The 23,379-nt window shown below is 68.3% G+C and carries 17 protein-coding genes and 1 tRNA gene; 10 read left to right on the top strand and 8 right to left on the bottom strand.

All coding sequences use genetic code 11. The features are described 5' to 3' along the window. Positions 1-2 precede the first annotated feature (2 nt). From DB30_RS14615 to DB30_RS14595, 5 genes are all read right to left on the bottom strand, one after another. Positions 3-1,826: a metallopeptidase TldD-related protein gene (locus DB30_RS14615; protein WP_052549227.1), complete on the bottom strand. Its 1,824-nt coding sequence runs from the start codon at positions 1,824-1,826 to the stop codon at positions 3-5. After that, the gene (locus DB30_RS14610) at positions 1,823-3,679 is read right to left on the bottom strand and encodes a metallopeptidase TldD-related protein (protein ID WP_052549225.1); all 1,857 of its coding nucleotides are present in this window, start codon (positions 3,677-3,679) and stop codon (positions 1,823-1,825) included. Before DB30_RS14610 ends, DB30_RS14615 begins: the two co-directional genes overlap by 4 nt. A gap of 56 nt (positions 3,680-3,735) precedes the next feature. Beyond that, entirely contained in the window at positions 3,736-4,056 is a 321-nt protein-coding gene (locus tag DB30_RS14605) for a YhbY family RNA-binding protein (protein WP_052549223.1), read from the bottom strand. 309 nt (positions 4,057-4,365) lie between these two features. After that, positions 4,366-4,438, bottom strand: a tRNA-Ala gene (locus DB30_RS14600). A 55-nt stretch (positions 4,439-4,493) separates the two neighbouring features. Next, positions 4,494-4,670, bottom strand: coding sequence for a hypothetical protein (locus DB30_RS14595; protein WP_153258327.1), 177 nt, complete (start codon positions 4,668-4,670; stop codon positions 4,494-4,496). A gap of 176 nt (positions 4,671-4,846) precedes the next feature. Between DB30_RS14595 and DB30_RS14590 the strand changes: the two genes are divergently transcribed. Both DB30_RS14590 and DB30_RS14585 read left to right on the top strand, forming a co-directional pair. Further along, positions 4,847-5,623, top strand: coding sequence for a TlyA family RNA methyltransferase (locus DB30_RS14590; protein WP_052549219.1), 777 nt, complete (start codon positions 4,847-4,849; stop codon positions 5,621-5,623). A gap of 53 nt (positions 5,624-5,676) precedes the next feature. Then, positions 5,677-6,450 carry a PP2C family protein-serine/threonine phosphatase gene (locus tag DB30_RS14585; protein WP_052549217.1) on the top strand — a complete coding sequence of 258 codons (774 nt, stop codon included), beginning with the start codon at positions 5,677-5,679 and terminating at the stop codon, positions 6,448-6,450. Here the strand turns inward: DB30_RS14585 and DB30_RS14580 are convergent. Continuing rightward, positions 6,431-6,664 (bottom strand): DUF2061 domain-containing protein, encoded by a 234-nt coding sequence (locus DB30_RS14580; protein WP_052549215.1) that lies wholly within the window; start codon positions 6,662-6,664, stop codon positions 6,431-6,433. The two genes, DB30_RS14585 and DB30_RS14580, sit on opposite strands and share 20 nt — an antisense overlap. A gap of 244 nt (positions 6,665-6,908) precedes the next feature. On the opposite strand from DB30_RS14580, the gene DB30_RS14575 reads away from it, so the two are divergent. Both DB30_RS14575 and DB30_RS14570 read left to right on the top strand, forming a co-directional pair. Continuing rightward, positions 6,909-7,994 (top strand): hypothetical protein, encoded by a 1,086-nt coding sequence (locus DB30_RS14575; protein WP_146658917.1) that lies wholly within the window; start codon positions 6,909-6,911, stop codon positions 7,992-7,994. 192 nt (positions 7,995-8,186) lie between these two features. Next, positions 8,187-9,305 carry a hypothetical protein gene (locus tag DB30_RS14570; protein ID WP_052549211.1) on the top strand — a complete coding sequence of 373 codons (1,119 nt, stop codon included), beginning with the start codon at positions 8,187-8,189 and terminating at the stop codon, positions 9,303-9,305. A 193-nt stretch (positions 9,306-9,498) separates the two neighbouring features. On the opposite strand, the gene DB30_RS14565 is transcribed toward DB30_RS14570, so the two are convergent. Together DB30_RS14565 and DB30_RS14560 are read right to left on the bottom strand one after the other, a co-directional pair. Then, a complete protein-coding gene (locus tag DB30_RS14565) occupies positions 9,499-9,948 on the bottom strand; it encodes a hypothetical protein (protein ID WP_052549209.1) in 450 nt (149 codons plus the stop codon). Positions 9,949-10,570: 622 nt separating this feature from the next. Next, positions 10,571-12,784: a dipeptidyl-peptidase 5 gene (locus DB30_RS14560; RefSeq protein ID WP_240480234.1), complete on the bottom strand. Its 2,214-nt coding sequence runs from the start codon at positions 12,782-12,784 to the stop codon at positions 10,571-10,573. 319 nt (positions 12,785-13,103) lie between these two features. On the opposite strand from DB30_RS14560, the gene DB30_RS14555 reads away from it, so the two are divergent. From DB30_RS14555 to DB30_RS14530, 6 genes are all read left to right on the top strand, one after another. After that, positions 13,104-14,804, top strand: coding sequence for an IgGFc-binding protein (locus tag DB30_RS14555; protein ID WP_052549207.1), 1,701 nt, complete (start codon positions 13,104-13,106; stop codon positions 14,802-14,804). 20 nt (positions 14,805-14,824) lie between these two features. Further along, positions 14,825-17,908: a sacsin N-terminal ATP-binding-like domain-containing protein gene (locus tag DB30_RS14550; RefSeq protein ID WP_052549205.1), complete on the top strand. Its 3,084-nt coding sequence runs from the start codon at positions 14,825-14,827 to the stop codon at positions 17,906-17,908. After that, complete coding sequence (locus DB30_RS14545; protein ID WP_146658911.1) at positions 17,901-19,505, top strand: hypothetical protein; 1,605 nt, start codon at positions 17,901-17,903, stop codon at positions 19,503-19,505. The genes DB30_RS14550 and DB30_RS14545 overlap by 8 nt, the downstream gene beginning before the upstream one ends. 162 nt (positions 19,506-19,667) lie before the next feature. Then, positions 19,668-21,071, top strand: coding sequence for a M16 family metallopeptidase (locus DB30_RS14540; protein ID WP_165703763.1), 1,404 nt, complete (start codon positions 19,668-19,670; stop codon positions 21,069-21,071). Continuing rightward, complete coding sequence (locus DB30_RS14535; protein WP_052549199.1) at positions 21,068-22,669, top strand: M16 family metallopeptidase; 1,602 nt, start codon at positions 21,068-21,070, stop codon at positions 22,667-22,669. Before DB30_RS14540 ends, DB30_RS14535 begins: the two co-directional genes overlap by 4 nt. A gap of 96 nt (positions 22,670-22,765) precedes the next feature. Continuing rightward, complete coding sequence (locus DB30_RS14530; protein ID WP_146658907.1) at positions 22,766-23,026, top strand: hypothetical protein; 261 nt, start codon at positions 22,766-22,768, stop codon at positions 23,024-23,026. Positions 23,027-23,379 lie beyond the last annotated feature (353 nt).

Genomic DNA, 23,379 nt, shown 5'->3' with positions numbered 1-23,379 from the left:
ACTCAGCGCCGCAGCGGGTGATCCAAGATCGGCAGGCGCTCGTTCTCGCCGTGCTCGACCACCAGCTCGAGCCCATCGAGCAGCAACGCGGGCGTGGTCACTTGGGCGTCAACGGTCTGCGCGAGCAAGCCCGCCAGCCCAAGCTCGGCCCCAAACCCGCCAGCCATGCCCGGCGACAGGCGCAGCGGCAGGGTCTGGGCCTCGCTGCCGACCGCGCGGATCCTTCGAAACACGCGCATCGAGACCGGCGCGATCAGGGCCCCGCGCACGAGCGTGCGGACGATCGCGCTGCCCTTGCGCTCGAGCTTGAACACGCGGCTTGGCAACGGCAGCGAGATCTTCCGGCCCGAGGTGAACAGCGCGGCCGAGTCACGCGGGACCGAGCCCAGCACCGAGCCGTCGCGCAAGCTGTCGATCACATACGCAAACTCGTAGCCATCTTCGCGGGCGCGGTCGAGCAGCTCGCGCTCGAGCTTGGCTTGATCCAGCCCGCGCTTGCGGCTGCTCAGCGTGAGGTTGGAGATCGTCGCGCCCAGGTAGCCGCCCGCGGTCGCCCGCGCGTGACCGTTGCTCTGATCAATGTGCTTGTTGGGCCGCCGCGTCATCAGCAAGCTGTGCAGCACGCCCGCGCGGACCAGCTCGACCCGCTGCGCGGCGATGCCCTGGTCGTCGCGGGTGTAGTGGCCAAAGCCGGCGGCCAAGGGATCGTCGACCAGATCGATCATGTCCGGCATCACGGCCTTGCCAAGTTGCCCTTGCCAGTGCGGCTCGTACTCGAGCAGGCTGCCGTAGTCGGACAGCGGCGCCGGCTCGCCGCCGGCCTGCACGGGGATCGTGCTGGCCAGCAGCTGCGCCGCCGCGGTCGGGCCGAGCAGGATCGGGCCGTCGTAGTCCTCGTCGAGCATCGGCGCGGCGATGAATTCCTCGAGCTCGCGCAGGACCTGATCCACGAGCGCCGCCCCCTGCTCACGCAGCTCCTCGGCCGTGGGCGCCTGCTGAAAATGCAGCGCCAGGCCGTGGTCGAGCTCCATGCCGTCAGGGGCCTGGGTCTGGGCGATCACGCCAAACACCGCGCGCGTGTAGACCCGCCCAAGCGCGACGCCCTCGGTGTCGATCATGGTCTCGTGGCTGCGCAGCACCTGAATGATCACGTCGCCGTTGTCGATCGTGGGGTGCGCGGAGAACCGACCCGAGAGCTCGCCCGCGAGCGCGCGCAGGCCCGCGCGATCAAAGCTGGCGCGGGCCGGATCGGGGTCGACGAGCGTGGTCGCGTTGGGCGCCCACTGCAGGTCGATCACCTGCGACGCCGCCGGAAGCGCGGCCCGGTCGACGGGCAGCTGTTTGTCCGCCAGCCGATCGATCGCGCTGAGCTTGGCCTTGTAGCCGGCGCTCGCGGCCCGATAGCTCTGATCCAGCGCGAGCCACAGCCGCTTGCGCGAGGCGATCGGGTCGGGGTTGAAGCACAGCTGAAAATTCGGCTGCACGTTGCCGGCGCCAAAAAAATTACCGTTGTCCCGCTCGTGTGAGCCAACCCGAACGGTGACCGAAGCCAGCGCGTCGCGGGAGTACATGTCCGCGATCACCCCGCCGTAGGACCCATCGAGGATCAGGCTGTCGGCCCGGACCGCGCGCAGCTCCGCCGCGTAGGGCTCGGCCGCGTCGGGCAAGCGCAGCTCGGCGACGCCGCGCAGCAGCTCGGCCTGCATCGCCGCGAGCTCCGACTGCCCCTCTTCGCCGGCCGCCAGCGCGGCCCGAAGCGGGACCAGCTCGGCGATCAACACCCCCAGCCCGAGGCTCTGGGCAAAGAACCTTCGCCGACCGTTCACTTCGACACCGCCTTCTTTGCAGGGGCGCTGCCGCCAAGGCCACGATCCCGCGGTGGTGGTGCCAGCAAGGGTGGTTTGTCGCGCTCGTGCATGGCCTTTTCGATCTCCAGCTTGCTCAGCAACAGCGAAGGGCTGACCGCGCTGACGGGCACCCAGCCGCTCTCGGCCCCGCACACGCCGTTGAAGATCCCCGGCTCGTCGCCCGCGGCGACGATCGTCTCGAACGCAGCGAGCGGGGTCCCAACGATGTCGACGCCGCGGACCAGCTCGTCGGGGCGGCCGTCGGTCCAGACCCGATAGACCATCAGCGGCAGCACCTTGAACGCCTGCGGGCCCGAGCGATCCGTGATCGTGTAGCCGCCTTGGATGTCCGAGAACCACACCCCGTAGGGCTTGCCTTGGGCCTTGGCCTCTGCGATCAGCCGCTCGCGCAGCTCGGCTTCGGGCACGGTCTCGCGGGCCGAGACGATCAGGTTGCCCTGCCGCGAGACCACCCGGTGGCCCCGCTCGCGCCGACCGTGACCGTTGCTCTGCGTGAACGGAGACACGACCGAGCGCGACAGCAAGAAGCCCTCGAGCACGCCCTCGCTGACCAGCGAGACCCGCTGGGCCGAGATCGCCTCGTCGTCGACGAAGTAGTGGCCGTTGAGCGGGGTCCCGTCGAGCGTGGCCAAGGTTGGATCGTCGTAGACGTCGATGAAGGGCGGCAGGATCTGCTGGCCCAGCATCTTGGTGAAGGTCTGGCCCTCGTAGTCGTCTTTTTGCCGGTGGCCCTCGAGCCGGTGGCCGAAGATCTCGTGAAAGAACACCCCGGCGGCCGGGCCCTCGAGCACGGCGGGCCCGGTGTAGGGCTCGGCGATCGGCGCCAGGCGCAGGGCCAGGAGCTCGCCGCGCAGCTGCTCGGCCATGGCCTCGAGCTCCGCGGGTTTTGGCAGCTGGTCAGCGGTGTGGCGGTCGAACGACAAGAACCGCTCGATCGCCATGCCGTCTTCGGCCTGGGCCGTGCCGACCATGATCAGGCGAACGCGAACCCGGCCGCTCTGGACCTTCGCGCCCTCGGTGTCGACGTAGCTGCGGTTCTCGACCACCGCCTGCAGCATCACGCTGGCCTGCTGGACCACCGGGTCCGCGTCCAGGATCCCCGAGAGCTTGGTGACGACCGGCGCCCACTGCTCGGCGACCACCTCGAGATCGACCTCCTGCCGACCCTCGATGTGGACCAGCGGCTCGTCGACCATGGTGAAGTCGGGGTGCAGCGGCTCGTCTTCGCGGGTCAGCATCGACTCGTCGCTCATCGCCTGGATCCACGACTCGAGCGCGTCTTGATACTGAAGCTCGGTGATCAGCCACAGCGCCTGGCCCAGCGACAGGCTCTCGTCCGTGAGGCTGACCTGCATGCCCGTGCCCAGCCCGTTGCCCCCGTAGTAGCCGTTGGTGGGGTGGCCGTTGTCGAGCATCGGATCCCCCACGCGCAGGTCCACGTCGACGCTGCGATCGTGGTCGACGTGGCGCTTGTCGAGGGCCCCGTCGTTGGCCGCGAGCCACAGCGACTCTTGGTCGACCAGGTCGTAGGCCATGAAGTAGGCCGGGTCCTCGACGGCGTCGGAGTTCAGCTTTGCGAAGTTGATCGCCAGCTCCTGCTCGAGGATCGCCAGCGCGGGCGTGGCCTGACCGAGCGTGGGCTCGAGCGTCGTCGTCTCGAACGACAACGGCGGGCCCATCGGCGCGCGCGTGCCAGGCCGATCACCGCGCTCGCACGCCACGCCGAGGATCAGCGCCAGGCTGATCAGCGCGCAGCCAAAGCCAGAGCGGGCGCGGAATCCTTGGTCAACACGGGTACGCTGGGGTGGCACCGCGCGAACTTACCAAACTTGCCAAACTTCACCCCCCGCGCTCGGCGAGCGCGAACTCAGGCGGCCGGGAGCTGGATCCGCGGCTTGCCCGGCAGGTCCTTGGCGCGGGGCGTGTAGAGGATCAACACGCGGCCAAGCAGCTGGACCAGCGCGGCGCCGCTCGCAAGCGTGATCTCGTTGGCGAGCGCCTCGCGGGCGCTGGCGTCGTCGAGCTTGGGCAACTTCACCTTGATCAGCTCGTGGCGGAGCAAGGTCTCGCCGAGCACGCGGACGACCGCCTCGCTGACGCCAGCCGCACCAACGTGAACCACGGGCTCGAGCGGATGGGCGAGCCCCTTGAGGTGCTGACGTTGGCGCGGACTGAGCGTGATGGGCATGGATCGAGTCGGGGTGGGTGGGGGTAAAAAAGGGAGCGAAGCGTTCCCACAGACGCCCCGACCTTGGGCCTGAGCGAAGCGAGGGTGTCGAACCGCACGGAGGCGAAGCCGAGTACGGGTCGAGTCGGGGTGGGTGGGGGTAAAAGGGAGCGAAGCGTTCCCACAGACGCCCCGACCTTGGGCCTGAGCAAAGCGAGGGTGTCGATCCGCACGGAGGCGAAGCCGAGTACGGGTCGAGTCGGGGGGGCTGGGGGCAAAAGAGAAAAAACCGAAAGACCCCGGCATGGGGCCGGGGTCTGTCGGAGTTTGTGGAGCTGAGGGGGATCGAACCCCTGACCTTCGCATTGCGAACGCGACGCTCTCCCAGCTGAGCTACAGCCCCAAGGGGCCGACAAGCTAGCCGAACGCCAGCACGGGTGCAAGGGCCCCGCGTCAAGTCAGGGATTGCCTCGCCAGGCTGACCACGCGGCCCGGCACGCCGGCCACGCCCCCCACGCAGCGAGCAGCGCAGCCCCGGCGAGGATCGCCCACAGCACGCGCTCGTCGGGCGTGGCCAACCAGCGCCACGACTCCCAAACAGGAGCATCGGACTTCGGCGGTGCGAGCACGATCACGCGGGCGAGCATACCGGCTGTCCACGATCCCAACCGGCGGTTTCGCACTTTGGCCAGCAGGTCGCGGCTCGCTCGCCGCCGCGGACTGCTGTAGGCATTGGCTCGTCGCCCCAACGTGCCCCCGGGGGGCTCTGAACACATTTTCTGTGTGCATGGGGCGCCCACGAACCAACCGCATGGCTCACTCGCGCAAGACGGAGGGCGGCAAGCTCCGACTCGACAAGTTGGTCGTCGAGCGGGGCCTGTGCGACTCGCGGACGCGGGCCCAGGCGTTGATCTTGGCCGGCGAAGTGGTCGTTGGGGATCACACCGTGACCAAGCCGGGCACGCCGGTCGATCCCTCGGTTCCGCTGCGGCTCAAGGGCGGGGATCCAAACCCCTATGTCTCGCGCGGCGGGCTCAAGCTGCGCGGCGCGATCGATGCGTTCTCGGCTGGACCCGACGGCGTCGATCCACGCGGCCGCGTGTGCATGGACGTGGGCGCGTCGACGGGTGGGTTCACAGACTGTCTACTGCAAGCCGGCGCCGCGCGGGTCTACGCGATCGACGTTGGCTACGGGCAGCTGGCGTGGAAGCTCGTCAACGACGAGCGGGTGGTCGTGATGGATCGCCAGAACATCCGCAAGCTCGAGCCCGGCCAGATCCCCGAGCCGATCGATCTGGCCGTGGCGGATTGCTCGTTCATCTCGCTGACCAAGGTCTTGCCACACATGCGCCCCTGCCTGCGCCCGGGCGCCGACGTGATCGTGCTCGTCAAGCCCCAGTTCGAGGTCGGCCGAGCCCAGGTCGGCAAGGGAGGCATCGTGCGCGACGACGAGGCACGCAAGGCTGCGCTCACCAACGTCGAGGCCGCCGCACAGGAGCTGGGCTTCACGGTTCGCGGTCACATCGCCGCCACGATCGCCGGCCGCGACGGAAACCGCGAGTGGCTATCCTGGATGAGGGTTGTTTAGCAGCCGCCGAGGTCCATGTGGGGGTCATATATACTCTCCATAGGCTTCTCCGCATGTACAAACTGTTCAAGCGTACCCACCACGCCGGGACCTTCGAGATCCAGATGGCAGGCGCCTGCGATCCCGGCCGGGCGCGCGACCACAACGAAGACGCGATCGCCATCCAAGAGGACGACGGTCGCGGCTACTACGTCGCGCTGGTCTGCGATGGCATGGGTGGCCACAACGCTGGCGAGGTCGCGTCGGCGCTCGCCGTCGAGGCGATCCTCGGCTACCTTGAGCAACACTTCGGCAAGGTCGACAACGAAGCGCTGCTCAGCCAAGCCTTTCACGTGGCCAGCGAGGCGATCGACGAGCACGCGATCGCCAACCCCGACGCCCAGGGTTTGGGCTGCACCTGCGTGATGATCATGGGCATCCGCGACCGGATCTGGGTCGCGTGGGCAGGCGACAGTCGGGCCTACGCGGTCACCGAAGAGGGAATCTTTCAGCTGTCCACGGATCACACCGTGGTCCAGGAGCTGGTGGATCAGCAGCTCATCACGCCCGAGCAGGCGGCCGTGCACCCGTACCGCGGTCGCATCAGCCGGTGTCTGGGTCACGGCAAGAAGAAGGGCGCGCCCACGATCCGCGAGTTCGAGTTCCCGCTCGGCACCAACCTCATGGTCTGCAGCGACGGGCTCTCGGATGTCCTGCGCATCGACGAGATCGAGGCGCTGGTCGGTCAGCGAGACGTTCGCAGCTCGGCGCGGCGGCTGATCGAGGCGGCCAACGGCGCGGGCGGGCCCGACAACATCTCGGCGGTCATCATGCGCCGCGTGGTGTAGCGTCGGCCGGCTTGCGACCAAAGCGGATCCCGATCCACGCGCGCTCGTGCAGGTAGTACGCCCCGATCTTGATCGCAGAATCGGCGACACCGATCGACACGGCCACCGCGACGCTCTCGCTGAGCATGTAGCTGACACCCGTCGTGATCGCGAGCGCAAACACGCGCCAGCTGAGTGCCTTGGCGAAGCTCCGTGAGTGGCTGTCCGAATCCATGCCTGAGTTACTCACTGCCGCAGGATCAGACGCGATTCAAGTCGTAATACACTGTTAATAATGTTGTAATATTGTCGCCGCAGACGCGGAACCCCGTTAGATCGCCCTAATATCCAAAAATTATCGGAATTAAAACACTGTTGATTGCCGTCATATGATTCTGAACGAGTCGATCCGCGCTTGCTCACGCGAGCGTTCGTCGGTTCGTTGGAGTTGCCGAGGGTTTGCGGCAGGATCTCACGACGTGCGTAATTCCCGTGCCCGGCTGACTGCCTTCGCTGTGTTGTTCGCCCTGGTGATCGCGTGGCCTGTGGTCGCGCGGGCGGCCGCGCGGGTGGTGGCGCCGCTGGGTTGGTCCGAGAGCGCCCGCGCAGCGCCGGCGGCTCAACGGCGGGCGGGCGAGTGGAAAGATGCGCTTGGGCTGCGGCTCGAGCAGGTCCTCTCGGAGCGCGACGGTGATCTCTTCGCGGAGACGGTCGCCGTGTTCGAGCGGCCCGAGCCGGTCACCGAGCAGGTGTTCTCGACCGACGCGGCGGCGATCGAGGCGCTCGCCAGCGTCGTCGCGCCGATCGTCGGCGAGCAGCCCCCCGAGGCGGCACAGATCCGCGAGATCTCCAACGGCGAGCGCGTCGTCTGGGCCCGCTGGAGCGTGAACGAGCTGGTCTACGAGTGCGTGCTCGCGCCCTCGGGCAGCACGGCCACGATCGTGATCATGGCCGCGCTGCCCAACGACTTCGGGTTCCAGCGCGAGCGCCTCGACGAGATCGTGGCCTCACTCGAGGGCGTGACCGCCCCGATGCCGCGCTTCTCTTTGGTGTCCTGGTTGGTCGGCGCCGTGCTGGTGTGGCTTGCGATGGCGCTGGCGCTGCACGCCGTGATGTTGGCCTTCGTGGATCAAGATCACGACCACAAGCAAGCCGGGACCCGGGCCTCGCTGGTGCTGCTGGCGCTGGTGGCCGTGGGGACCGTCGCCGCGTACATGACACTCGGCGACCGCGAGGCTGCGATCATCCACTCGGGCGGGAGCCTCAACGGGCTGACCGTGTGGATCTTGCTCGCGGGCATCATCGTGGCGGGCGGGCACTTCTTGATCACGTCGCGCCTGGACCGAGGCGTGGTCCGCAGCGCGCCCGAGACCGGCGCTTTTGCCTCAGGTACCTATGGGACCTCCGACGTGCTCCGGTCCTCGATCACGCGCACCAACATGCGCATGCGGACCGAGGATCTCGCCGCGACCAGCGGGAGCTGGGTCAGCGGCCCGGCCGGGGTGCCCGCCGACACCCAGCAACCCAACGATCTCGAGGATTCGGGCGTGTACGGACCTCCATAGGGGGGCGGGTCGGTCGCTGCGCTCCCTCGCAGAGCTGGCCAACCTGGGGTGTTCGCGGGGGAATGATCGGGCGTGTGGCTCCCCCAGCGCGCACCTTTATAGGCCCGTCATGGTCGATCGGGCGCCGGATGCCCTACACTCCGCAGCGGTGGGATGTCCCAGCGTTACCTGCGAGCTCGGCAGGCTAGACTCGTGAACCAGCGGGTGACTTCGCTGTGGAGCTGGGCGGTCGTTGGTTCCGCGGTGTTTCACGTGGGCCTCGTGTTCGCGGCGTCGCTGCTGCCCGACGGAACCGGGCGCGGAGGCGCCGGGGTGGCGGATCAGCTGTTCACGCCTGGCGCTGTGATCCCACTCGAGACCGTGCCGCTGCCGTACGCGCGGACCGAGCCAACGGGCGAACCCGGCTTGCCCGCGGTGAGCCCCGACGCCCGCGCCCCGATCGATCAACCCAAGTCCAACAACCCGAGCCCGCGTGGAGGGTCGGAGCCGCCGCCGGATCTCACCCATACAGAGTCCGAGACCCACGACACTCCAGGCGTGTCGCTGCATGGCATGCGAGACGGCGCGCGCGCCTCGACAACGGGGAGCGGCGTGGTCGTCGATCCAGCGCTGCTCAACGGCTCGCGGGGCGTCTACGAAGACTCGGTCAACAACCCGGGCGTGGGCTCCGGCGCCATGCAAGGGCCAGCCGCGCCTGCGGGTGCGCAGGTCGACTACTCGTTCAAGAACGAGAAGGGCAAGCTGGTCTACCGCGATCCCAGCGGACGCTTCGTGGCGACCCTGCGGGCCGACGGTCGCGTCGATTTTCGCAACAAGGGCGCCAAGGCCAGCTGGACGCAGATCGGCATGGGCGGCCCGGGTGATCTGTTGTCCGCTGCAGCCGGCGATGATCCCTACGCTCGGATCAAGCACAAGCTGCTCAAGGCAACCTTCGAGATGCGGCTGGGCATGGCGGTGACCTTCCAGAAAAAGCAGCTCGACAAGCGGCTGCAGCGGCTTGGCGGTGAGCTCGACAAGATCTGGGCCGACACGGGTCGCGGGCTCGGGGCGCGCAAGGAGCTGTTGTTCCAGCGCTGGGACGAGTGCGACGAGCCCGAGGCCAGCGCCAACGCCCAGCTGCCCGGGTTTGGGAAGGTCGACAACTCGGAGCTCGACGACGCCCGCCAAGACACGGCGCTGTCGGCCCGCCGCCTGATCGAAAAGTTCATCCGCGAGCACGCGCCCAAAGGCAGCGCCGAGGCGTTCACGCCCGCCGAGCTGGCAGACATGAATCGTCGCCGCGCGAGCACTCAGAAATTTCAGCCCTATTAGGTGGGAAAATCTGGAGCTTCGCGGCGAGCGGGCGAGAGATCCTCGCCCGAGCTGAGAACTGTTTCAGCTCGGGCGAGGGCTTCTCGTCCGCTTGCGGACGCCTTCGTAGACTGGCTCACCGTGGGCAGCGAAGTAGCGGTCGCACGCTCGGCACCCCGCGAGGGGCGGCTTCTCCGAGCGTTTACGCGCGACGCTAGAGCGCGCTGTAGCGAGTGCCCCTGGCCTTGCCTTGCCAGGTGACTTGCTCGGCCTCGATCAACCGGGCGACGGCCTTGCGGACTTGCAGCGAGGTCCCCCCGATGTGGTTGCGGATCTCGGTCGCCGATACGGCTTCATCTGAATCTCGCACGAATGCGAGCACCTGCTGGTCGTACTCGCGGCGACCGGCGGCGGTCCGGGTGTTGACTTCTTCGCCCGACTCGCCCGGATCGAGGGCGCCCATCGAACCAGAGCGAGGGTCCGAGACTGGCCCAGCTGCGCCGCTGGGACCGCTCAATGTCATCAGCGACCCAGAAGTCCTGGCCGCCTGCGGCCCGGTGTCATCAAACTCGCGCCCAGCGTTGATGACCTCACCCACGGTCACGCTGGACAACAAGCCCGAAAACTGACCTTTGCTGAGCTTTGATAGCTCCGCGAGGGTCATCTCCGGATGTGAACGAATTAGGTCGAGAAAGACGGATCGTTGCACGTCTTTCACGGCTGCGGACATTTCGCGTTCGAAACTCGACACGGAGGCAAGATAGCAGCTCCAAGTCATGAAAACTATCCTGATCAAACTGGGGCATTCTGGAGTACCGCTAGTCTTGTATGTAACAGTTGGTGGGTTCATTATTTGTAGGCCGGACGATCAAGCTGGTCCCGAATGCCCCGAGCCCTCCAAAATACCAGTAATTTCAATATCTTGATAACGTCTACCCCGGCCGGAACTTCGTATCTCGACAATTCTCTGGGCGCCTGACCTGCGGGCACACGAGCGATCAGACCGCATGATCTTCCTGTACAGCCTGAGGTGGCCAGATTTGGACATTCAACAGTGATCGGTGCCACTGTGATCATATCGCCGGCGCGAATATGAGCATTCTGCCCTACATTTTTTGCGCCCATAGCAGCGGTCATCTCACTGCTTCGGCATGCGGATGCGCAAATACGCGCCGCCATCGCCATGGGCATTTAACCCCACACAAGGGAAGCTCACCACGCCCTTTCTGTGTCCCTGGGACGCGCAGCGCGCGTCACATCTAGCCGGACTGTAGACTCGAGCACGGTCAGGGGGTTGGTGCCGTGTGCGCGTCGAGCCAGCGCAGCACCTCGTCGTGCCACTGCAGCGAGTTGGCCGGGCTCAGCACCCAGTGGTTCTCGTCGGGGAAGTGCAAGAAGCGACTCTCGATTCCGCGCCGCTGCAGGGCGGTGAAGGTTGCGAGGCCCTGCTCGAGCGGGACCCGGTAGTCGAGCGAGCCGTGCACGACCAGCATCGGTGTCTGCCAGCTCGAGACGTGGTTGGCCGGGTTGAAGCGCGCGTAGGCAGCGGGCTGCTCATATTCGGGGCCGCCGTGTTCCCACTCTGGAAACCACAGCTCTTCGGTCGCGTAGTACATCATGCGCTGATCAAAGATGCCGTCGTGGTTGACGAGGCAGCGGAACCGGTCGGGCCAGTTGCCGGCGATCCAGTTGACCATGAAGCCACCGTACGAAGCCCCGAGCGCGCACGCCCGGTCACCATCGATCCACGGGTTGGCCTTCAGCACGTGGGCAAGGCCGAGCTTTAGATCTTCCAGAGGCTTGCCGCCCCAGTCGCCCGAGATCGAGTCGGTGAACGCCTGCCCGTAGCCGGTCGAGCCGTGGAAGTCGATCATGACCGTGGCGTAGCCAGCACCCGCGTAGGTCTGGGCGTTCCAGCGAAAGTGGAATTTGTCCCCGAACGAGCCCTGCGGACCGCCGTGGATCAAGAACGCGAGCGGGTAGGTCGTGCTTGGATCGAAATTGACCGGGCGCACCAGCCAGCCGTAGACGGTGTCGCCGCCATGACCCACGAACTCGAATTGCTCGGGCTCGCCAACCTTGGTCCGGGCCATGAGCTCGTCGTTGTGGTGGCTCAGGCGGGTGACCGCCTCGTCCCCGTTCTCGCCCCCGTTTTTTGGGATCGGCACGACGTAGAGCTCCGCGGGGTTGCGCAGATCATGGTGGGTGATCACCAGCTGCTCGGTGCCAACCGCGACCTCAGAGACGGTGCCGTGATCGAGGCCCGCGACGATCGTGGCTTGGCCGCTCTCGAGGTCGATCGCAAACAGCGGCTTGCGCCCGAGATCCTCCACGGCCGCGAACACCCGGCCACCGTCGGCCGCGTACTCGAAGCTGCCGACCGAGCGATCCCAAGCCTGCGTCACAGCTCGCGGCTCGCCCTCGAAGCCCTCACCCGTCCACGCCACGGTCATCAGGCGAAAGCGATCCGCCTCGAAGCCGGGCCGCTGCATCGCAACATAGGCGAGCTGCTTGCCGTCGGGCGAGAAGCGCGGGTGGGTGTCCCAGGCCGGGTTGCTGGTCAGCTTGACCGGCGGCTTGCTGGCGTCGACGGGGGCCCAGAACAGATCGAAGTTGGTCGACCACGGCTCGGCGGGGCCGCCACCCGAGGCGCGGGCGGTGAACACGACGCCGCGGCCGTCGGGGGTGAACACATACTCCTCGGCGCCCCCGAACGGCTTCGAAGGCACGTCGGCGTCGAGGCCCTTGGTCACGATCGTGGCTTGGTCCGTGCCGGGGACCGCGTCGGCGACCAGCAGCTGCGAGCGGCGGTGATCCTTCCAGGTGTCCCAGTGGCGGACGAACATCCGGTCATAGCCAACGCCGGTCGCGGCGCTGGTTGTTTCGGAGGCCTCGCGCGCGACGTTGCAGGCGAGATCCGGGCAGTCGGGGTAGAGCTCGGCCGAGACCGCGAGCTTGCTCGCGTCGCGGGACAGCACCAGGTTGGCGACCGCGACCGGGAAGTGGGTGATCTGCTCGACCTCGCCCGCCTCCACGTTGACGCGAAACACCTGACTGGTCCCCGCGCGACTCGACATGAAGTAGATGTGCTGGCCATCGGGCGCCCACTGCGGCTGGCTGATCCCCTTGGGGTGGCGATCCAGCTGGCGGGGCTCGCTGCCGTCGACGCCGGCGATCCAAAGACTGGTGCGGCCCTTGTTGGCCTCCATGTCGGTCTCGCGCAGGACGTAGGCGACGCGCTTGCCGTCGGGGGCCAGGGCCGGGCTCGAGACCCGATCGACGTCGAGCATGTCGAGGACCGAGAAGGGGTGCTCCGCAGACGGGGCGATCGGCGGAAGGATGCCGAGCTCGGTGTCTTGCTCGGCCTCGGGCGAGGCGGGGATCGGAGCAGGCGGGGTCGCGGTGGCTGGGTTGGGGTTGGTCTGGACCGGGGTCTGCGGTTGGGGGGTGCAGGCGAGCAACAGGGCCGGAACCAACGGGTGCCACATGCGGGGGGTCATTGGGGGGAGCGTAACAGGCGTGACCTGTCGATGGGGCGGCGAGCGAGGGGCTCGAGATCATGCTCGATCCTGCGCAGCTGCCACCGGCGGGTCGAAGAGCCAGCGTCGAGTCTTGCGGATCCGAGCTCGCTGCTCGCTGCTCACTCGCGTGGTCGGCCAGCTCGGACAGCTCGGACAGCTTCGAGCGGGACCCTCGCCGAGGTCGCCCGCCCGTACCCATGAGCGATGTTTACTCCAGTCCGGCAGACTGATCCGTGCGCGGCGGCACCCGTGCGCGCAAATCAGACCGGACTCGGGCATGATAATACGAGCTTCGGACATGAGGGGTCATCTGCACTTTGGGGCGCCGCTGTTGGCGTCGGTCGCCAGCTGGGTGATCGCGCCTGGGTGCTCGCTCAACATCGTCGACACGCTCGTGGGTAGCAGCGCCGATGCAGCTGCAGACGGCGCGACCGAGGGGCCGCTGGGCGAGGACGGCGACAATTTCGAGGACTCGGGCGAGGACGGCGACAGCTTCGGGGACGAGCAGGGCGAAGAGGGTCCGAGCTCACCTCTGTTCGACGTGGGCGAAGCGGCGTCGTCGATCTCTTGCGAATTCGCGGCCCAGTTTCCCAGCCACATCGGCTGCGAATTCTATGGGGTCGATCTCGACGGACCGGGCCTGTTCGAGAAAGACCCGTTCGGGTTCGTGGTCATCAACCCGCTGAGTGGCCCGGTCGAGGTCACGCTCGAGCGCCACGGTGAGCGCGGCTGGACCATCGTGGAGTCACGCATGGTCGCGGGCAGCGACGAAGCCGTGCTGCTGCCGGGTGACAGCGAGGTCCACGGGACTGGCCTGCACGAGCACGCGACGCTGCGCATGACCGCGACCGCGCCCGTCATCGTGATCCAGGCCAGCCCGGCAACGGGCGCGGGCTACAGCGCCAGCGCGACGATGCTGCAGCCAACGGCGGCGTGGTCGACCCGCAACCCCGTCGCGGGCTGGCGCACCCACCCCGGCGTTGGCGAGCCCTCGTTCTTGGCCGTGGTCGCGCAGAGCTCCGGGACCTCGGTCGCGGTCACGCCGATGTTTGGCATCGCCAACATCCCGCCAAGCTGGGAGCCCTTCATCGAGATCATCGACGAAGACGCCGAGCCCGTGCAGATCGCCGTGACGCTGCCAGTCGAACCGGGTCAGCTGCTGCGCCTCGACGCGACGGCGATCGACGCCGCCGAGGTCGACCATGGAACCAGCGGCACCATGGTCGAGTCCGGGCAAGAGCACCTGACCTCCGTGTTCTCGGCCCACACCTGCGCGGCGATCCCCGACTACGAGGGCTCGTGTGGGCACATGCAAGAGCAGCTGTCTGCGCAGTTGATCGGCACCCAGTTTGTCGGCCCGCGCCTCGTCGCGGCCAACGTCGGGCTGGGACCCAACGGGGAGCTTGGCCACGAACGAACAATGATCCAGGTCGCGGCGACCGAGCCCAACACCGAGGTCGTGTTCAGCTACCTCGACGCGCAAGACGCGGTGGTCGAGCTCGACTCGGTGATCATGGATCCCGACGAGCCCTTCGCCATCTACGAGTACGACCACGAGCTGAGCGTGAGCGCGGATCGCCCGATCCTCGCGGCCGCGTACATGACCAACGCGCAGCTGACCGGGCTGGGCTCGGCGTCCATGGTTCAGCTCGCGCCGGTGGATCAGTGGACCGGCAGCCACTGGGTCTGGGTCCCCCAGGGCTTCGAGACCCACCTGCTCGTCACCGCCAAGGCGGGCGCGGCGGTCGAGGTCGAGTGGCTGACCGGGCTCGAGGAAGACAACACGCCGCAGTCGGCGGTCTTGCTCGAGGACAACGAGACCGCGGCCGACGGCGCGGGTCCGTGGAGTGTTCGGCGCTACGCGGTGCCACCGGGCATCTATCGGGTCGAGACCAGCGGTCGGGCGTCGGTGGTCGTGAGTGGTTGGGCGCCAGGTGACGGGTTCGCCTATCTCGCCGGCTGGGGCCCGTCGCTGGCGGATCTCGGCCCCGCCGGGTGATTTCCACTACACTGCATCAGGTGAGTGATCCGGGCGCCAACGACTTCCGCGAGCGCGCGCAAGTCGAGGCTGATCGCTACGGCCCGGATCCCTGGATCTTCGTCCGCGAGCTGCTGCAAAACGCTCGCGACGCTGGCGCCACCGCGGTCGAGATCGAGATCGCCGATCGCGACGGGCAAACGCGGATCAGCTGCACCGACAACGGCGAGGGCATGGGCTATGAGCACGCGCGTCGCTACTTGTTCTCGCTGTACGCTTCCAGCAAGGAAGACCGCGCCAACCAAGTTGGGCGGTTTGGCGTGGGGTTCTGGTCGATCCTGCGGTTTGACCCGACCCGGATCACCATTCGATCGAGCCCGCGCGCGCCCGAAGACGGCGGGCCGTGGCAGGTCACCCTCGACGGCGCCCTGCAGCACGCCGAGCGAGCACAGATCCAGATGCGCTCGGGCACCCAGGTCGTGTTGGTGCGTCCAGCGGGCGACGGGGCCGACGAGCGGCGGGTGTTCGAGGCAGCCCACCAAAACGCGCGGTTCCTGTGTCTGCGCGACGACCCCGACACGCCGCTGCCGATCAGGGTCAACGGCCAGCCGGTCAACGCCAGCTTCGCCCTGTCACCACCAAGCTCGGCATTTTCACGCGGGCACGTGCGCGGGGTCGTGGGGCTTGGGACCGCGCCGCGCGTCGAGCTGTTCTCTCGCGGGCTGCGGGTCCGCTCGGCCGCGTGCCTCGACGATCTGCTGACCAACGCCGGCCACACCAGCCACTCGCGGGTCCGGTTTCCCGAGCTGCCCGGCGGGCTGGCCCCGCAGGCGCTGCTAGAGAGCGACGGCCTCGAGCTGTTGTTGTCGCGCAGCGACGCCCGTGACACGCGAAGCTTGCGACGGCTGGTCCGGCTTGGGCAAAACGAGCTGCGCCAGCTCGTCGAGCACCAGCTCGCGCGGATCCGGCCGCCGGGGATCGGCGAGCGGGTCGCAGGGCTGCTGCGCAGGCTCGCGGGCGACTCGACCTGGTGGCGAGCGACGCTCGGGGCCCTCGCGGGGGCCGTGCTGGCGGTGGTGTCCGCCCAGCTGCTGTGGCCAGACGAGTACGGGCTCGCGGGGTTTGGGCCGGGCGCTTCGGGCACCCAGGCCGGGGACGAGGTCGATCGCACCCGCTACGGGGATCTTCGCAAGCGCTACCACGGGCCGCAGGTCAGCGAGCTCGACCCGGCCGCCGCCGAGCCGCTCGCGCTGCGCTACGAACCGGCCAGCGCACGACCCTACTTCGCGGCGTTGATCATCGAGCAAGTCACGGGTGACGCGGGCGCGATCGCACCGCTGACCACCGCCCGCTACCCCGGCCAGGTGTGCGCGAGCCAGTGCATCGAAGTCGCCCTGCCGGTCAACGTCAACGGCGGGGACGAGCTGCCGCTGCCGGTTCCCAGCGGCCATCGGCTCGACGTCGCGAGCTTGGTGTTCGAGCCGATCCACAGCGCGGACGCGCTCGGCACCAGCGTGCTCGCGGGGCCCAAGCGGGTGTTCCTGAGCGCCGCGGGTGAGCCCGTGCTGGTCGTCGACTGGTCGCTCGAAGGCACGCTGCGCTACCGCACCGGGCCGGGGCCGATCGTCAACTTGCCGCCGCGCAGCGACTCTGCGCTGCCCGAAGACCTACTCCGCGAGGCCCGAGCGCTGCGCGAGCTCCCGGCCCAGCAGCGGCCGCGGGCGGCGATCGATCTGGTCCAGGACCGGGTCCGCTACGAGACCAGCAACACCGTTGCGATCCAGCACCAGATCGCGGTGGTCGAGGGCAAGGACTTCGTCACGCGGACCTTGGAGATCGGCGCTGGCGACTGCGACGTGCAAAACGGTCTGTTGGTCGCGGTGCTCCACGCCGCGGACATCGACGCTCGCTTGGCGGTTGGCTGGGTGGGTCACGAAGGCGGCGTGTCGGCATGGCTCCACGCGTGGGTCGAGTACCTTGGCGACGACGGGAGCTGGCGGGTGGCCGACGCGACCGCGCGGACGACCGGCGCGGGCGGCTCGATCCCCGGGCTGCCGCCACCGCCCGCTGGGGTCGCGGTCGCGAGCCTCGATCCAGATCGTGAGCCGGCCGGGGTGGGTGATCCGGGCAACCCAGCTGATCCGGCCGACTCGGATGCCGCGGACGCTGGGCCCGATCCCGAGGTCGACGGTCGTCCCGAGCTGGCCGTCGCAACGTCTGACGCCGCCGCCCAGTCACTCGAGCCCTCGAGCGGTGAAACCCCCGAGTCGCCGCCGTCCACCCCAAGCATCCAAGATCGACTCCCCCCGGCGCTGGTGGCCGCGCTGGGTGGCCCGTGGGTGCCGTTCTTGGCGTTCGGCTGCGGCTTGCTCGGCTTGGGGCTGCTCGGCATCTCGCTCTCGCGTCGCACGGCGCGAAGTCTGACGCTCGACGCGGGCGTGGATCTGTCGGGCTTGTTGCAGGGCGCGCTGGCCCAGCCGGCCGCGTTTCGCCACTTGCCGTCGCTGTTTCATCGCCGCTTGATCCCGCTGCGCGGCGGGGCGGCGATCTCCCTCAACCGCGTGCGGGCGCTGGGCTCACAGGGGCGGCTCTACGCTGGCGGCGAGCAGACGGAGCTGTGCCGTGAAGCCTGCCGACGCGGGGTCCCCATGCTCGACGCCCAGACCCCGGTCGGGCGGACCGTGGCCGCCTCGCTTGGCGCGATCGATCTCGATCGCTGGGGTCATCGCTTGGCGCGTGGCACCGACGTCTTGGTGCTCGGGATCGTCGCCGCGTACCTCCGCGACCATGGCGAGCGCTGGCGGTGCGCCGCTGTGCGTGGGCTGGGCGAGAGCGTGGCGACCCTGGATCTGCGATCGCTGGGGTCGAGCCGGCGGATCGGAGACCGCCTGGTGCTCCTCGACGTCGAGGATCCCTGGCTGCTCGAGGCCGAGCGGCTGCGACCCACGCGACCGCACGCGGCCGCGTTCGCGTTGCTCGATCATCTGCTCGAGCACCTCGACCTCGGCAGTGATCGACGCGCGCGCCTGCTCGCGCCGCTGGCCGCCCTCGCCGTCGCCGAGACCGCCAACCTGCCACATGCGCCCACGCGCGAGCCCAGCGGGGAAGACCAAGCCCATGGTTGAGCGGATCGACGTCGCCAGCTTGCTGACAATCGACGTCTCGTCGGAGCTGCGCAAGCTGACCCAAGCGCAGCTGCAAGGCCCGTGGCAGCTGCCGGCCGAGCTCGTGCGTCGGGCGCTGCGCCACGGGGCCCAACGGGTCGAGATCGAGATCGGCCGCCAGCAATTGCGGGTGCGCTCGCGCGGCGGCGGCGTGCCGCTCGCGACCTTGCACGAGCTCTCGGTCCTGCTCGACGCGAAGCGCTCTCCCCAGCGTCGCCACCGGGCTCTGTCGGCGCTCGAGCGCGCGGGGGCGCTGTCGCTGCTCGGGATCGTTGGTCTGGAACCGGCGAGCGTGCAGATCATCAGCCCAAACGCCAACGAAGAGGGCGAGACCATCGGCCTGAGCTGGCGTCGCGGTGAAGGGGCGGCGTTGCAGCGGTTTGCAGGGACGTCGCGCGCGGCCGACCCGGCGCAGACCGATCCCACCTTCGCCGAGATCATCGTCCGCGGCGCCAAGCTCGACCGCGCTCGCGCCCGCGAGTGGCTGCAGAGCGTCGCTCGCTACGCGCCGGCCGAGATCATCATCGATGGTCGCTCGCTCGGCCAGGCGAACCGCTCGCTGGCTGGCGGGTTCGACGACGCGTTCGCGGTCATCCCGATCACCGCGCCGGTCAACGGCACGCTCGCCCTGCCCCGCGACGGCGAGCTCACCCGCCTGTACCTGCTGCAGGACGGCCTGGTGACCACGCACATCAGCGTGACCGAGGCGCCGTGCTTCGAGGCCGCGATCGAGACCCGCGAGCTCGCCGAGGCCAGCGCCAGCGCGGCCCGGCTGCGCGACGTGATCCAGCCGCACATACCCAGCATCGTGTCCGCGGCGATCGACCACATGATCAAGCTCGCCCAAGGCTCGTCGCTGCCAACGGCCGACCGCGGACGGCTCACCCAACTGCTGCTTCACAGCGCTCGCCGAGACCGCGAGCACGCCAAGGCGATCGCCCAAGTGCCGCTGTTTCGCGGGATCGAGCGCGACGGCCGTGAGCGCTGGTCCGACTTGCTCGCGCTGCGCCAGTCGGTCCACGAAGACGGCGGCGAGCGCCTGCTCAGCGCGCTGTTCCCCGACCAGGATCCGTCGGAGTTCACGATCGACGGACGGGTCTACATCCTCGACGAGAGCCAGCGGGCGCTGCTGGGTGAGCTGCTCGAGCTCGGGTTTCGCCAACCTCGCCGCCGCGTCGAGGCCCGCCGGGGACTCGCGCGGCTGTTTCGTGAAGGCCCAAGCTTGCTGCGCAGCCGCGATTGGTTGCTGGGCCTGCGCCCTGGCGGCCGCCAGCTCCCAGACGCCGAGCTCGAGCCCGAGCAGCGCAGCTTGCTCGTGCAGCTGCGCGCCCAGGTCGAGACCTGTGAGGTCGCGATGTGTACCGGCTCGGGCCCGGTCCGCCGGATCGGCGCCACGCCCGACAAGCTGTTGCTGCCGCGCGACTCGGAGCAGGTCCGGGCCGCCGTGCGTGCCGTCGCCAGGGATCGCGCGTGGGTGTATCCGGCCTTGCTCGCATTACTCGACGGGCGAGCTTTTCCGGAACGGGCGCGACGCCGCTGGAGTATCTACAAGCTCTAATAGATGGCCGAATCGGGCTGTTTCCGGCACCGATTCCCAATTGGGACCCGCAACCCCTCCTTGCCCCGGGGCCGGGCATCGGCGAAGATCGCCTGCAGATCGTACGGAGAAATCATGACGCGCGGACGCCTTTTCAGCATCCTCGGTCTCGGACTCCCGCTGTTGCTCATCGCCCCTCACGCCGTCACGGCTGGGACCAGCGAGCAAGCGCTTCAGCACAGTTCAGACGCCGAGTTCGAGATCGACCACGAGCGCTACACGCTCGACAACGGACTGGAGGTGATCCTGCACCGGGATCCAACCGCGCCGCTGGTCGCAGTCAACATCTGGTACCACGTCGGCAGCGGCGACGAGGTGCCGGGCATGTCGGGGTTTGCCCACCTGTTCGAGCACATGATGTTCCAGGGCGCCAAGCACATCGGCGAGGACGTGCACTTCGACACCCTGCGCGAGATCGGGGCGACCGGGGTCAACGGCACGACCAACTCGGACCGCACCAACTACTTCGAGATCGTGCCAAGCCACGAGGTCGAGACCGCGCTGTGGCTCGAGAGCGATCGCATGGGCTACCTGCTCGCGCTGCTCAACGAGGCCAGCCTCGAGAACCAGATCGACGTGGTCCGCAACGAGCGGCGCCAACGCTACGACAACGTCCCGTACGGGCTCGAGCGCTTCGCCGTGGCCGCGGCCCTGTACCCCGAGGGGCACCCCTATCGCTACCTCACGATCGGGCGCCACGAGGATCTCGAGAACGCCACCCTCGACGACGTCAGCAACTTCTTCAAGCGCTGGTACGTGCCCAGCAACGCGACCTTGGTGCTCGCGGGTGACTTCGAGATCGACGAGGCCAAGGCCCTGGTCGACAAGTGGTTCGGAAGCTTCCCCAAGCTGCCCAAGCCCGCGCACACGGTCGTGCCGGCGCCGGAGCTAAAGCAGAACGTTCGCACCGAGCTCGAGGATCCCTTCGCTCGCCTGACCCGCATGCACTTCGTGTGGCACAGCCCCGCCAACCTGGCCGAGGGTGATCTCGAGCTCGACGTCGCCGCGGCGGCGCTGGGCTCGGGCGGCTGGGGCCGGCTGACCAAGCGCCTCGTCGACGTTGAAAAGATCGCCCAGAGCGTCTGGGTGTACCAGTCGGCCAGCGGGTTCTCGGGCACCTTCGACGTGGTCGTGACCCTCTCGCCCGGTCAGCCCGACGCCGCGGCCCAGCAGGCGGCGGTCGCCAAGGCGATCCAAGAAGAGATCGACAAGCTGGTCGCCGAGGGCCCAACCGCCAAGGAGCTCGCGCGCCACGTGATCGGCATCGAGGCCGGGTTCGTGTGGGGCCTCGAGGATCTGGGCGGCCGCGCCAACCAGCTGCAGTGGTTCAATCACTACACGGGCGATCCTGGCTACGCCAACTCCTACGTCGCGCGGATCCGCGGGCTCACCCCGGCCGCGGTCCAAGCCGCGGCCGCGAAGTGGCTGACCAAGCCACGCGCAGAGATCATCTCGGTCCCGGCGCCCGCAGACGCGGCGGGCCCGAAGTCAGGCAAGCAGCCCGCCCCGAAGGGAGCCAAGCAATGAAGTCGCAATTCACCACCCGCGCGGGTCGGCGCCTCGTCACCAGCGCCGCGCTGCTCATGTCGATGACCGTGTCCATGTCCGCCTGCGAGCGCGAAGCGACGACCGTCGACCCCGACACCACCACCGTCGACGTGGTCGTGGAGGATCCGGCCCCGCGCTGGCCCGACGAGCCGTTTCGTGCCGAGCGGCCCACGCCCAAGCCGATCAAGAACGTCACGATCCCCAAGGTCGAGACCTTCGAGCTCGACAACGGCGTCGAGGTGTTCCTCGTCCAGCAGCAGACCCTGCCAACGGTCCTGATGTACATGGAGTGGGATCTTGGCGAGGTCAACGATCCCAAGGGCAAAGCGGGGATGTCCGCGCTGTGCGGCTCGCTGGTCGGCGAGGCGACCAAGAACAAGGACAAAGAGGCGTTCGCCGCCGCGCAAGACGATCACGCCGTGAGCGTGGGGCTGCGGGCCGGAACCGAGCTCACCAACCTCAGCCTGCGCGCGCTCGAGCGCGAGCTTGGCCCGGCGTTGGATCTGGCGGCCGAGATGTTGTTCGAGCCTGGCATGCGCCAGACCGACTTCGATCGGCTCAAGGATCAGCGCAAGGCTTGGATCGAGCAGAGCAAGGGCTCGGCCTCGTCGATCTCGCGCCGGATCTTCCCCTCGCTGATCTGGGGCAGCAAGCACACCTACGCCAAGATCGAGACCGCCGCGAGCCTCGACAAGGTCACGCTCTCGGACTGCGAGAGCTGGGTCAAGCGGCTCAAGCCCGACGGCGCGCGGCTGTGGGTCGTCGGCAAGATCACCGAGGCCGAGCTGCGCACCCAGTTTGACGCGCGGTTTGGCAACTGGAAGGGCAAGGCGCCCAAGCCGGTCAAGCTCGGCACGCCCAAGCCGGCCAAGGCCACGATCTTCTTCGTTCACGTCCCCAACTCGGCGCAGTCCGAGGTGCTCATTGGCCACCCCGGTCCGGCCCGCGACCTGCCGGACTTCGAGGCCACGCAGCTGATGGCGATGATCCTGGGCGGCTCGTTCTCGAGCCGCATCAACATGAACCTGCGCGAGGACAAGGGCTGGTCCTACGGTGCGCGCGGCGGGTTTTCCTACAACCGCGGCGGCTCCTCGTTTGCCGCGAGCAGCTCGGTCCGCTCGGACGTGACCGGCCCCGCCGTGCTCGAGATCGCCAAAGAGATCGAGCGCATGCGCAGCGCGGCCCCAACCGCCGAGGAGCTGCGCCGCGAGCAAGAGGGCGCGCTGCTGGCCATGCCCGCAGAGTTCGCAACCGCCACACGCACGCTGTTCTCCATGCGCGAGCTGGACTACTTCAGCCTGCCCCTCGACTGGCACGGCGGCCACCAAGAGCGCCTGCGCGCCGTCGACACGGCGGCCATTCACGCCGCCGCGCAGGCCCACTTGCAGGCCAGCGACCAGGTCGTGCTCGTCGTCGGCGACGGCGCCGTCGTGCTCGAGTCACTGGAAAAGATCGCCGAAGACGCCGTGTTCGGCGGCGGCGGGATCCAGTACCTCGACAGCGACGGCAACCCGATCACCCGCCCAGACTTCGCCCAGCCAGACCCCAGCCAGCCAGACCAACCAGATCCCAAGTAGCTCACGACCGCGCCCGATCCGGGGCTTCACGGCCCCTGCTCGCGCGCTCCAGTCGAGTTGGTCAGCCCGAGCTGCCTGCCCTGCTACACTGCGCGGGTGCAGATCGAACTGCTCGTGGTTCTCGTCGCCGTCGCGGTACTGCTTGGGCTCGCTGTTGGTGTCATGGCCCGAAAGATCATGCAGCAGCGCCGCCTCGCCCGAGAGGCCGAGCAGGCGACCCTCCGCGGTCGGGTCAAGGCGGGGGTCCGCAAGGGGGCCGAGCGAGTGGCGCGAGAGAGCGCGAAGGCCTCGCGGAAGAGCGCATGGTGGATGATCAGGCGACGCTTTCGTCGGGATCGCAAAGATGGGGATGAGTGACGCTGCTTGGTTGTTTGTGGGGAACTGCGTGCCGATGGGGCACCGCGCACGGGCTGCCGATGGCCCCAACCCGGCTAGGTCGTTTTTGGGAGGGCTGCTCCGATCCGGGCATGCGGAGGGGCTCGTCCGTTTGGTTGTTTGCGGGGAACTGCCCGCCGATGGGGCAACGCGCACCTCCGCAAACAACCAAACCGACGAGCCCCCCCGCATGCCCGGATCGGAGCAGCCCTCCCAAATACGTGGAGCGCACACAAGGCCGCAGACGACCCCAACCCGGCGTATCTACGCACGTGGAGATGAACGAAGAGAAGACAAGTCGGGCCAAGAAGAAGACGCGAGAGGAAGCGGGGTCA

Source organism: Enhygromyxa salina, assembly GCF_000737335.2.
Lineage (GTDB): Bacteria > Myxococcota_A > Polyangia > Nannocystales > Nannocystaceae > Plesiocystis > Plesiocystis salina_C.
Note: the sequence above shows the minus strand (reverse complement) of the source record. Positions and strands in the feature narration are given on the sequence as shown.

Bases quoted from the DNA above. Each gene is read 5' to 3' on its own strand.
- DB30_RS14605 (WP_052549223.1), bottom strand. From the start codon at position 4,056: ATGCCCATCACGCTCAGTCCGCGCCAACGTCAGCACCTCAAGGGGCTC.
- DB30_RS14590 (WP_052549219.1), top strand. From the start codon at position 4,847: ATGGCTCACTCGCGCAAGACGGAGGGCGGCAAGCTCCGACTCGACAAG.
- DB30_RS14585 (WP_052549217.1), top strand. From the start codon at position 5,677: ATGTACAAACTGTTCAAGCGTACCCACCACGCCGGGACCTTCGAGATC.
- DB30_RS14580 (WP_052549215.1), bottom strand. From the start codon at position 6,664: ATGGATTCGGACAGCCACTCACGGAGCTTCGCCAAGGCACTCAGCTGG.
- DB30_RS14565 (WP_052549209.1), bottom strand. From the start codon at position 9,948: ATGACCCTCGCGGAGCTATCAAAGCTCAGCAAAGGTCAGTTTTCGGGC.
- DB30_RS14560 (WP_240480234.1), bottom strand. From the start codon at position 12,784: ATGACCCCCCGCATGTGGCACCCGTTGGTTCCGGCCCTGTTGCTCGCC.
- DB30_RS14555 (WP_052549207.1), top strand. From the start codon at position 13,104: ATGAGGGGTCATCTGCACTTTGGGGCGCCGCTGTTGGCGTCGGTCGCC.
- DB30_RS14545 (WP_146658911.1), top strand. From the start codon at position 17,901: ATGGTTGAGCGGATCGACGTCGCCAGCTTGCTGACAATCGACGTCTCG.
- DB30_RS14535 (WP_052549199.1), top strand. From the start codon at position 21,068: ATGAAGTCGCAATTCACCACCCGCGCGGGTCGGCGCCTCGTCACCAGC.